We start from the raw sequence: 10,680 nt of genomic DNA, 5'->3' as shown, positions 1-10,680 counted from the left end.
GCCGGAACCGCCGTTACCCTGGCCGCCGCCTTCACCACCATGGCCGCCGTGGCCGGAGCCGCCGTTGCCCTGGCCGCCACCGCCTTCACCGCCATGACCACCGTGGCCGGAACCGCCGTTACCCTGGCCGCCGCCTTCGCCACCGTGGCCGCCGTGGCCGGAGCCGCCGTTGCCCTGGCCGCCACCGCCTTCACCGCCATGGCCACCGTTGCCGGAACCGCCGTTACCCTGGCCGCCGCCTTCACCACCATGGCCGCCGTGGCCGGAGCCGCCGTTGCCCTGGCCGCCACCGCCTTCACCGCCATGGCCGCCGTTGCCGGAACCACCGTTACCCTGGCCGCCGCCTTCACCGCCATGGCCGCCGTGGCCGGAGCCGCCGTTGCCCTGGCCGCCGCCTTCACCACCATGGCCGCCGTGGCCGGAGCCGCCGTTGCCCTGGCCGCCACCGCCTTCACCGCCATGGCCACCGTGGCCGGAACCGCCTTTGCCTTCGCCACCGCTGCTGCCGTGGCCGCCGTCACCGTGGCCGCCGTCACCGTGGCCGCCGTCGCCGTGACCGCTGGCGCCATGGCCGCCGTCGCCGTCACCATCACCGCCGTGACCATGACCGTGACCGCCATCGCCGTCACCATCGCCACCGTGACCATGACCGCGACCGCCATCGCCGTCACCATCACCACCGTGACCATGACCGTGACCGCCATCGCCGTCACCATCACCGCCGTGCCCATGACCGTGGCCGCCATCGCCGTCACCATCGCCACCATGACCGTGACCGCCATCGCCGTCACCATCACCACCGTGCCCATGACCGTGACCGCCATCGCCGTCACCATCGCCACCGTGCCCATGACCGTGACCGCCATCGCCGTCACCATCGCCGCCGTGACCATGACCGTGACCGCCATCGCCGTCACCATCACCGCCCTGGCCATGTCCATGGCCGCCATCGCCGTCACCATCGCCACCGTGCCCATGACCGTGACCGCCATCGCCGTCACCATCGCCACCGTGCCCATGACCGTGACCGCCATCGCCGTCACCATCGCCACCGTGCCCATGACCGTGACCGTGGCCGCCATCGCCGTCACCATCGCCACCGTGCCCATGACCGTGACCGCCATCGCCGTCACCATCGCCGCCGTGCCCATGACCGTGACCGCCATCGCCGTCACCATCACCGCCCTGGCCATGTCCATGGCCGCCATCGCCGTCACCATCGCCACCGTGCCCATGACCGTGGCCGCCATCGCCGTCACCATCGCCACCGTGGCCATGACCATGTCCACCATCCCCACCACCGTCCCCGCCGTTATCACCGCCTCCGTTACCGCCGCCATCGCCGCCCGTGCCACCACCGCCGCCCGCGCCGCCGTTACCGTTGTCGCCGGCACCGCCATTGCCGTTGTTGCCGCCGGTATTTCCCGAGCCCACCCCGCCCGGGCCGGAATTAGCCGAGCTATTCCCGCCACCGCTTCCCGCGCCCGTGCCCGTCGAGGACGTCCCGTTGCCCGCCGGCGAGCCGGGGGACGATGTCGGGCCGAGCCCCGCCGCCGCGACGCCGAAGGCGCCCGCCCCGAGCTGCCCGAATCCCTGCGACGTGCAGCCCGGCCCGCCGCCCGACGGACATCCGCCGTGCACGCTAGCCTCGGCGAGCACCATCACTCCGGGATTCGCTGCCGGCGCGGCGGTGCTCCCCGAATTCGTCTGCGCACCCGCCATCGCCGCATAAAGACTGACCGCGACCGCCAAAGCCGCCCGTCGCGTTCCCAATATCCACGCGTCCCCGTTTTGCTTCTTCATTTCACTCTCCGAATTATTTCGCCAAAAAGACCGGTCCAATTAACGAGTGAATCTCCGCTCGTCAACAAAACGAAAAGTCAAAGCCTTTACGCAGCTTCGCTTTACGCGAATTTAAAATGCGTTCGCACTAAAAACTTCTCTCACGGAAAATCCCCGGTCCGATTTGGCGTGCTTCGAGAGAATCGGCTGGCCATGCGCGCACGTGATCGTGAGAGCCGCACAGCGAGGCTTGATGGACGTTGAAGTTATTCGCAGCGCAATCGCTCGACCGTGCGCTAGACCACGCAATGGGATATTGCCGATTCGGCCCGTCAAGCGGCGTTAAACGACGACCCGCCCGCCAAATCCGCTACTCCATATTCTTCAGACAGGAAGTTAAAAACTATCGCGCTCAATGCAATCGGATCAGAAAAAAGAAAATTAGCCTCTGGTTTTTATCGGACAAATACGGACCATTTACACATCATCCGTTTATTCATGTGGCCATTCGCACATAAAAATAAAAATAGGAAAACCCAAATGAGAGCAATCCAATAGACAACGCAATAAAAATCACCGAAACGCGCGTGCGAAACATTACGCGTCGTCGGGCAATGCGCGTGCGTCGCGAAAATCGCTGTCGCGATGTGCGCTACCTCGCACAGTCGTCGAACGTGTGCCTCGGTCGCACGCGATCACGAGCCACGCCCATATGCAAAGTGTCGTGGCACAACCACCAGCGCGTCGGAGAACCAACACATCAGCGCGCACGCTTTTCCCGGAGCATTCCCACCATCTTCAGCGGTACCGCCGCGTATCGTCGTTGCCCTGCCCGCAAAAGCCTGTCCCCGCGAGCCACGGCGTGGAATCGCCCAGGAACGCGGGTAAACCTTTGTTTGACTTCGACGCGCCGCCCCGTTTACTGCACGCAGCCGAACCTCTCAATCCGCTTTCATTCACCGCCCGCATTTTTGTTTGGTCTGCGGAGCAGTGTTCTGCGAGTGCCTTCCCCTCTTCGACGAGGTACAACATGGTTACTATCTCCAGCAGCGCGGTCGACGAATTCAAATCCGGACTTCGCGGTCAGCTTCTGCTGCCCGACACGCCGGGCTTCGACACGGCGCGCGGCATCTGGAACGCAATGATCGACCGTTCCCCCGCGATGATCCTGCGCTGCGCGGGTGTTGCTGACGTGCGCCGCGGTGTCGCCTTCGCGCGTGACAACGGCCTGCCGCTCGCAATTCGCGGCGGCGGCCACAACATCGGCGGTAGCGCTGTGTGCGACGACGGCCTCGTGCTCGATCTGTCCACGATGAAATCGGTGCGCATCGACCCGGAAGCGCGGCGCGCCTATGTCGAACCGGGCGCGACGCTGCACGATCTCGATCACGAAGCGCAGGCATTCGGACTCGCGACGCCGCTCGGTATCAACTCGACGACCGGCGTCGCGGGTCTGACGCTCGGCGGCGGCTTCGGCTGGTTGAGCCGCCGCTACGGCATGACGATCGACAACCTCGTCGCGGCCGACATCGTCACCGCGGACGGTGAATTGCGCCACCTGAGCGCCACTTCGCACGACGATCTGTTCTGGGCGATTCGCGGCGGCGGCGGCAATTTCGGCGTCGTTACACTATTCGAGTTCGCGCTGCATGAGGTCGGCCCGCTCGTGTATGGCGGCCTCGTCGTGTTGCCGCTCGCCGACGCGAAGGAAGCGCTGATCAAATACCGCGATGCCGCGCCCGCGATGCCCGACGATTTGGCCGTCTGGGCCGTCGCGCGGCTCGCGCCACCGCTGCCGTTCCTGCCGCCCGACGTGCACGGCCAACCCGTGCTCCTGTTCCCGATGTGCTACAACGGGCCGGTCGAAAAAGGCCCAGCCGCGGTGGAAGCCGTGCGCGGCTTCGGCAAGCCGCTCGGCGAACATCTCGGTCCGATGCCTTATGAAGTTTGGCAACAGGCCTTCGATCCGCTGCTCACGCCGGGCGCGCGCAACTACTGGAAGTCGCACAACCTCGCCACCATCGACGATGGACTGATCGACGCGCTGATCCGCGCGATCGACACACTGCCGTCCGCGCAATGCGAAATTTTCTTCGGGCTCATCGGCGCGCAAACGCAGCGCGTGGCGGTCGACGCGACCGCTTACCCAAGTCGCGAGACGCAATACGCGATGAACGTGCACGGCCGCTGGGACGATGCGCGCGACGACGAGCGTTGTGTCAAATGGGCGCGCGAATTTTTCGACGCGTCGCGCCCCTTTGCGCTAGGCAGCGTGTACGTCAACTTCATGACGCAGGAGGAAGGCGGCCGTATCGCGGATGCCTATGGGCCCAACTACGAGCGGCTCGTCGCCGTGAAGAACCGCTACGATCCGCGCAACCTGTTCCGCCATAACCAGAACATTCGCCCAACGGTGTAGCGACGACGCGCGACGGAAAGCGGCGCAAAAACCCGAACTGCAAATGGCCACGCCGCCCTCGCGCAAGGCGGCGCGGCCCTTGGGCACGCTACCTGCTGTTTGAGCGGTGGACGTCCGCGATGCGACGTCGCGGCACGCCGCCGCCTGGCTGCGATAACCGCGCGCGCACGGAACCTCCCGCGTGCAAATGAGAACAAAGCAAAGCAGGCGACTCGCCGCACACTTCCAAAACGTACAACACGCGTGAGAAACGCAAAGGAAAACAGTCATGCGCAGACGACAATTCATCATGACCGGCAGCGCTGCATTGGCCGTCGCAGGCCTGAGCCTCACCGGTTGCACGACGACTTCGCCGTCCTCGAACGCATCGCCGTCTGCCAACGCCGGCAAGCGCGACACGATCAACGCCGGCGTCGACTCGACGCTCGCGCGTCTCTACGAAAACGTCGACGGTGCGCGTGAGCTCGTTGCGAAAGCGCGCGGCGTGCTGGTGTTTCCATCGGTGATCTCGGCCGGTTTCTGGGTCGGCGGACAGTATGGTGAAGGGGCGATGCGCATCGGCGGCCGCACGGTCGGCTACTACAGCACGGTCGCGGGCTCGTTCGGGTTGCAGATCGGCGCGCAGTCGAAGGCGCTCGTATTTCTGTTCATGACGCAGGAAGCGCTCGACGAATTCATGCACAGCCAGGGCTGGGCAGTCGGCGCGAATGCGACCGTCGCCGTGCTGAAAGTCGGCGCGAACGGCGCGGTCGATTCGTCGACCGCGACGAGCCCGGTACAGGCTTTCGTGCTGACCAACGGCGGCCTGATGGCCGGCGTGTCGCTCGAGGGCACGAAGGTGTCGCGGCTGATTATCTGAGCATCTGAGCGAGCTTTCCCTCTTGCGGATTTGTGGTGCGAGCGCGCCACGCGATTGCACGACAGATCCGCGCCGCGCGTTCGGGCCATAGCGTTCCCGCCCGCTTCGCCAGCGCCGTTCATCGCGCTACGGTAGAATCCACGCCTTTCGTAAACCGTCCGCGCCCAGCGGACGCAATCCTTCGCGCAGCCGCGCGTTGCCACGCCATTTCAGCGCAGCCCATACAAGCCTCGGCATTGCGCTCGCGCGCCACCTCGTAGAACATGAACACCGCTAGTCCCGCTTCCGGTCGGCCCGCCTGGCTGTCCGGCATTCGCAGCAACGTGCTCGCAGGCTTGACCTCGTCGTTCGCGCTGGTGCCCGAATGCATCGCCTTTGCGCTCGTCGCCCATCTGAATCCGTTGATGGGCCTGTACGGCGCATTCTTTATCTGCACCGTCACCGCGCTATTTGGCGGACGTCCCGGCATGATTTCGGGCGCGGCGGGCTCGATGGCCGTCGTGATCGTCGCGCTCGTCGTCGAGCACGGCGCGCAGTATCTGCTCGCGACCGTGATCCTGAGCGGCCTCCTGATGATGCTGTTCGGCATATTGCGGCTCGGCAAACTGATCCGCATGGTCCCGAATCCGGTCATGCTCGGCTTCGTCAACGGACTCGCGATCGTCATCGCGACCGCGCAGCTCGCTCACTTCAAAACGGTCACACCGCACGGCGAAGCCTGGCTGCACGGCAGCGCGCTCGCGACGATGTGCGCGCTCGTCGCGCTGACGATGGCGATCGTCTATCTGCTGCCGCGACTTACGCGAGCCGCGCCACCGGCGCTCGTGGCCATTCTCGGCATCGGCCTTTTCACGCAGCTGCTGCATCTGCCGACGCGCACGCTCGGCGACATGGCGCATGTCGCCGGCAATCTGCCCACGCTGCATCTGCCCGACGTGCCGCTCGATCTCGAGACGCTTCGCATCATCCTGCCGTACGCCGTGCTGATCGCGATCGTCGGTCTGCTCGAAACGCTGCTGACGTTCAACCTGACCGACGAAATCACCGAAACGCGCGGTCAGCCGAATCGCGAATGCGTCGCGCTCGGCGCGGCGAACATCGCATCGGGACTGTTCGGCGGGATGGGCGGTTGCGCGATGATCGGCCAGACCATGATCAACCTGAATTCGGGCGGACGCTCGCGGCTTTCGGGAATAGTCAGCGGCGTGATGATCCTGCTGTACATCCTGTTCCTGTCGCCGCTGATCGAGCGAATTCCGCTCGCGGCGCTGGTGGGCGTGATGTTCGTGGTCGCGCAGCAAACCTTCGCGTGGGGATCGCTGCGCGTGCTCGGCAAGGTGCCGCGCAACGACGCGCTCGTGATCGTCGCGGTCACGGTCATCACCGTGTTTGCCGATCTCGCGATCGCGGTGATGTGCGGCATCGTGATCGCCGCGCTCAACTTCGCGTGGCAGCACGCGCGCGAAATTCACGCGCATGCCGAGGATCGAGCGGGCCATAAGACCTATGTGCCGCGCGGCACGCTGTTTTTCGCGTCGACGACGCGCTTTCACGAGCTGTTCGATCCGGCGCGTGACCCGGCGAGCGTGACCGTCGATTGCAGTCACCTGCTGCTCGCCGATCATTCGGCGCTCGCCGCGTTGCAGGGTCTGGCCGAGCGCTATCGCAAGGCGGGCAAGCAATTGCGCATGAAGAATCTGTCGGAGCGCAACCGCCAATTGTTGAGCCGCGCGGGGATCGGCCTGGCGTGAGACACGCACCGCGTTGCGAGCCCGCGTGCGGTGAATTCTCGCGCGCGTCGACAACGCGGCCTGGTGCTTTAGCGCTGCTCGGGCAACCGGAACACCGCGATCGCCGCCGACAGCTGCCCGGTCTGCGTCTTCAGCACATCGGCCGCCGCGCTCGCTTCCTCGACGAGCGCCGCATTCTGCTGCGTCGTCTGATCCATGCTCGCGACCGCGATGTTGACCTGCTCGATGCCCGATGTCTGCTCGGCCGACGCAGCGCTGATCTCGCCCATGATGTCGTTGACACGACGTACCGCCTGCACGACTTCCTGCATCGTGTCACCCGCGCGTCCGACGTGCTCCGAACCGCCCGCGATCTGCGCGGCCGATTGCTCGATCAGCGCCTTGATCTCCTTCGCGGCTGCCGCGCTGCGTTGCGCGAGCGTGCGCACTTCGCCCGCGACCACCGCGAAACCGCGGCCCTCCTCGCCCGCGCGCGCCGCCTCGACGGCCGCGTTCAACGCGAGAATATTGGTTTGAAACGCAATCCCTTCGATCACGCCGATGATGTCGCCGATCCGGTGCGACGACTGTGAAATCCCGCGCATCGTGTCGATCACCTGACCGACCACCGCGCCGCCTCGCGCCGCGGTCTCCGACGCGTTGTACGCGAGCTGGCTCGCCTGCTTCGCGTTGTCGGCGTTCTGACGCACGGTCGCGGTGATCTGCTCCATGCTCGACGCGGTCTCGCCGAGCGCGGCCGCCTGCTGCTCCGTGCGGCGCGACAGGTCCGAATTGCCCGCGGCGATCTCGTTCGATACCGACGAAATCAGCGTCGCGCCGCCGCGAATCTGCTCGATCGCCTGCGCGAGACGCTGCTGCATCCGTTTCATCGCGGCGAGCAGGCTCGTGCTGTCGCCGGCCTTCGCGTCGACGACCACGTCGAGGTCGCCGTCCGCGATACGCGATGCGATCTGCAGCGCGTACGCCGGTTCGCCGCCAAGCTGACGCAGAATGCTGCGCAGAATCACGCCGATCACCAGCGACACGAGCGCGCAAAGCACCACCGCCGCGATCACGTATTGCACGAGGGTGCGGTAGAACACGCCGTCGATGTCGTCCGTGAAGACGCCGGTGACGATGGTCCAGTCCCACGGCTTGTAAAGCCGCATGTAGTTGATCTTCGGCGCAAGCTTGTCGGTGCCGGGCTTCGGGAACTGCAGATGAACGAAGGCCTCGCCTTCGCGCTGCGTTTGCTCGGAGCCTTCCTTGAACACGTGGCGGCCGTCCGGATCGGTGACGTTGGTCATGTCCTTGCCGACGAGGTCGGCGCGCGTGGCATGCATCAGCACGTGCGCCTGGCTGTCTTCGAGCACGAGATAGCCGCCGGCACCGTCGTAGCGCATTGCGCGCAGGTCGTCCATCGCGGCGCGCTGCGCGTCGGCGAGGGGCAGCGTTCCGGCCGCGACGAGCGCGTTGTAGCGATCGAGCACGCTGTACGCGATGCTGACCACGTTTTTCAGCTCGCCCTCGCGATCGGCGATCATCGTGTCTCGTGTCTTGAACGCCCCCCACAGGCCGATCGCCAGAATGCCCATGCACATCACCGCGAGCGCGAGCCACAGCCGCACTTTCAGGCGAAACCGTTCCATCTTCCGTATCCCTTGTCGTGGTCGGCGGCTGTCCGCGCGAACGGACGCCGCAAACGTTTCATGTCGTAGTCGGGATTAACGGCGCGACGGAAGAAAACTTCAGTGCGGCTTCAAGGTTGCGGGTTTCCGTCCGCCGGCAGCGTCAGCGCCGCCACCTCGCAGCGCGGCCATTGCCGCAGCACGTCGGGCGACATCAGCAGCTTGGCCGCGCGCGCGCCGGCGCCCATCACGATCTGCGCACGCTCCATCACGGCGGCGTCGACGAGGATGCGCCAGTCGGCCGGCAGACCGAACGCGGTAATTCCGCCGAACTCCATCTGGCTATGCTCGACCGCCGCCTCGCGCTTCGCGAATGACAGCCGCTGTGCGCCGAGCGCAGCCTTCACCGCGCCGTTGATGTCGAGCCGCCGCGAGCCGAGCGACACGAGCGCCGCATAGTGCTCGCCACCCTCTTTCCTGTAGCGGATCACGATCGTGTTCGCGCAGTCTTCGAGACCGAAGCCGTAGCGAGCGCTGAATGCGGCGGTGTCGGAGGCGTCGTCGGTGACGGCGAACACCGTGATCCCGCGCGCCGGCAATTGTTCGATGACGTGCGCGGGCAGATGCGCGCTCCACTGGTCGCGCTCGATGACGTCGAGTTGCTGTACGAGTTCGTGCGAATGCATGATGAGCGGAAAGGTGACATTAACCCGCTGCATTCTAGCGGTACGCGCGGGCGGCCGCGAAACAGGCCATGAAAGCAGGCCATGCAGCGCTCCGCTTAACTTGTATAGTGACGGGCACGAGGTTTGCGGAAGGCAATGAAGCAAACACCCTGAAGGCGCCCTCACGATTCAGACACGATCATGGACATCGACACGCTCTCTCGCGAGAACCTTCAGCAGGCCGCGCGTCATCAGGCCAATTGGGCGATGGGCGCACTGCGGCAGTTCACTGAGAACCGCTGTCCTGCGTTGGCGGCGAGCATCGCGTTCTATGCGGCGTTTTCGCTGGCGCCGACGCTCGTGATGGTGATCGCGGTGGCCGGCTGGTTCTTCGGCCCGGCGGCCGCGCGCGGCGAGCTATTCGGCCACATCAACGGACTGATCGGCGACCAGGCCGCGGCCGGCGTGCAGACGATCGTCGAGAACGCGCATCACGCGGGCGCCAAAGGCGGCATCGCGACGATCATCTCGTTCTCGCTGCTGGCGATCGGCGCGTCGGCGACGTTCTCGTCGCTGAACAGCGCGCTCAATATAGTGTGGCCGTACAGCGGGCCGCGCACTTCCAGCTGGCTCGCGCTGGTGCGGGTGCGACTGATTTCGTTCGGGCTCGTGCTCGGCGTCGCGTTCCTGCTGATCGTGTCGCTGGTGCTCGATACGGTGATCGTCTTTATCGGCAACTGGCTGTGGGGCGACTCGCCGTATGTCGTGGTCGGCAATCTGCTGCAGCTCGGCGTCGGGCTGCTCGTGCTGATCTTCGCGTTCGCCGGACTGCTCAAGTTTCTGCCCGACGCTCGGGTGCTGTGGCGCGATGCGGTGGTGGGCGGCATCGTCGCCGCCGTGTTGTTCACGGCTGGCAAGAAGCTGTTCGCGCTCTATCTCGCGCATGCGGGCATGGCCAGCGCGTTCGGCGCGGCCGGCTCGCTCGCGGTGCTGCTGATGTGGCTGTACTTCTCGGCGTTGGTGCTGCTGCTCGGCGCGGAGTTCTCGGCGGCGCGCGGCCGGCTGCACGATCCGCGTGGTGGCTGGGGCATGCAGGGCGAGTCGCCGCCGGGCAGCCGCGCGAAGCTCGCGTCGGTACTGGCGGCATCGACCGTCGCGGCAAATGCCGCGCCGTCTGCTGCCGCTGCTGTGGGTGTTGCCGGCCAAATCGCCACGCCGCTGCCCGCGGGAATCAACGCGGCGGCGCAAAGGCGCTCCGCGCATGAGACTGCGGTGGACGTCACGCGCAAGGTGCTCGATGTCGAAGCGCAAGCCACCCGTTTCGCGGCGTGCGCCCTCGTCGAAGCGCGCCGCCAGGCGATGGCCGCCGACCGCTACGTGCGACGCAACCCGTGGACCTCGGTGCTGCTCGCGGCCGCCGCGGGGCTCACGGCCGCGGCCATGGCGCGCCGTGGCGCCGACCGGCGCTGAAACGGGCGCTTCACACCACGCTACCGTCCATATCCTTATAGATGCACGTGTTGCGCCGTCAATCCAGTCGATTGCGCTTGGACACAACGCGCCCCTTCTGTCCATCCTGTCTAGTCCTTTCGTCCAC

At 65.9% G+C, this 10,680-nt stretch carries 7 protein-coding genes; 5 read left to right on the top strand and 2 right to left on the bottom strand.

All coding sequences use genetic code 11. From position 1 onward, the window contains the following. From HDG39_RS17370 to HDG39_RS17355, 4 genes are all read left to right on the top strand, one after another. Positions 1 to 2,046, top strand: a 2,046-nt coding sequence (locus tag HDG39_RS17370; protein WP_184007140.1) for a hypothetical protein, incomplete at its 5' end; no start/stop codon positions are given. Positions 2,047 to 2,812: 766 nt separating this feature from the next. Further along, entirely contained in the window at positions 2,813 to 4,201 is a 1,389-nt protein-coding gene (locus tag HDG39_RS17365; RefSeq protein ID WP_184007139.1) for an FAD-binding oxidoreductase, read from the top strand. A gap of 268 nt (positions 4,202 to 4,469) precedes the next feature. Then, positions 4,470 to 5,060 carry a BPSL1445 family SYLF domain-containing lipoprotein gene (locus HDG39_RS17360; RefSeq protein ID WP_184007138.1) on the top strand — a complete coding sequence of 197 codons (591 nt, stop codon included), beginning with the start codon at positions 4,470 to 4,472 and terminating at the stop codon, positions 5,058 to 5,060. Between the two features lie 263 nt (positions 5,061 to 5,323). Beyond that, on the top strand, positions 5,324 to 6,811 hold the full coding sequence (locus HDG39_RS17355; RefSeq protein WP_184007137.1) for a SulP family inorganic anion transporter: 1,488 nt from the start codon (positions 5,324 to 5,326) through the stop codon (positions 6,809 to 6,811). Between the two features lie 68 nt (positions 6,812 to 6,879). Here the strand turns inward: HDG39_RS17355 and HDG39_RS17350 are convergent, their stop codons facing one another. Both HDG39_RS17350 and HDG39_RS17345 read right to left on the bottom strand, forming a co-directional pair. Continuing rightward, a complete protein-coding gene (locus HDG39_RS17350; protein ID WP_184007136.1) occupies positions 6,880 to 8,439 on the bottom strand; it encodes a methyl-accepting chemotaxis protein in 1,560 nt (519 codons plus the stop codon). A gap of 110 nt (positions 8,440 to 8,549) precedes the next feature. Continuing rightward, positions 8,550 to 9,104 (bottom strand): YbaK/EbsC family protein, encoded by a 555-nt coding sequence (locus tag HDG39_RS17345; protein ID WP_184007135.1) that lies wholly within the window; start codon positions 9,102 to 9,104, stop codon positions 8,550 to 8,552. Between the two features lie 180 nt (positions 9,105 to 9,284). On the opposite strand from HDG39_RS17345, the gene HDG39_RS17340 reads away from it, so the two are divergent. Then, entirely contained in the window at positions 9,285 to 10,553 is a 1,269-nt protein-coding gene (locus tag HDG39_RS17340) for a YihY/virulence factor BrkB family protein (RefSeq protein ID WP_184007134.1), read from the top strand. The last annotated feature ends 127 nt before the right edge of the window (positions 10,554 to 10,680 follow it).

The sequence above is a fragment of the Paraburkholderia lebeckiae genome (assembly GCF_014201005.1).
GTDB classification, from domain to species: Bacteria; Pseudomonadota; Gammaproteobacteria; order Burkholderiales; family Burkholderiaceae; genus Paraburkholderia; species Paraburkholderia tuberum.
The sequence above is the reverse complement of the archived record's forward strand: the minus strand, read 5'-3'. Positions and strand labels throughout refer to the sequence as shown.

What these genes read in the sequence shown, in the direction of transcription:
- HDG39_RS17365 (WP_184007139.1), top strand. Translation starts at nt 2,813, where the DNA reads ATGGTTACTATCTCCAGCAGCGCGGTCGACGAATTCAAATCCGGACTT.
- HDG39_RS17355 (WP_184007137.1), top strand. Translation starts at nt 5,324, where the DNA reads ATGAACACCGCTAGTCCCGCTTCCGGTCGGCCCGCCTGGCTGTCCGGC.
- HDG39_RS17340 (WP_184007134.1), top strand. Translation starts at nt 9,285, where the DNA reads ATGGACATCGACACGCTCTCTCGCGAGAACCTTCAGCAGGCCGCGCGT.
- HDG39_RS17345 (WP_184007135.1), bottom strand. Translation starts at nt 9,104, where the DNA reads ATGCATTCGCACGAACTCGTACAGCAACTCGACGTCATCGAGCGCGAC.
- HDG39_RS17360 (WP_184007138.1), top strand. Translation starts at nt 4,470, where the DNA reads ATGCGCAGACGACAATTCATCATGACCGGCAGCGCTGCATTGGCCGTC.
- HDG39_RS17350 (WP_184007136.1), bottom strand. Translation starts at nt 8,439, where the DNA reads ATGGAACGGTTTCGCCTGAAAGTGCGGCTGTGGCTCGCGCTCGCGGTG.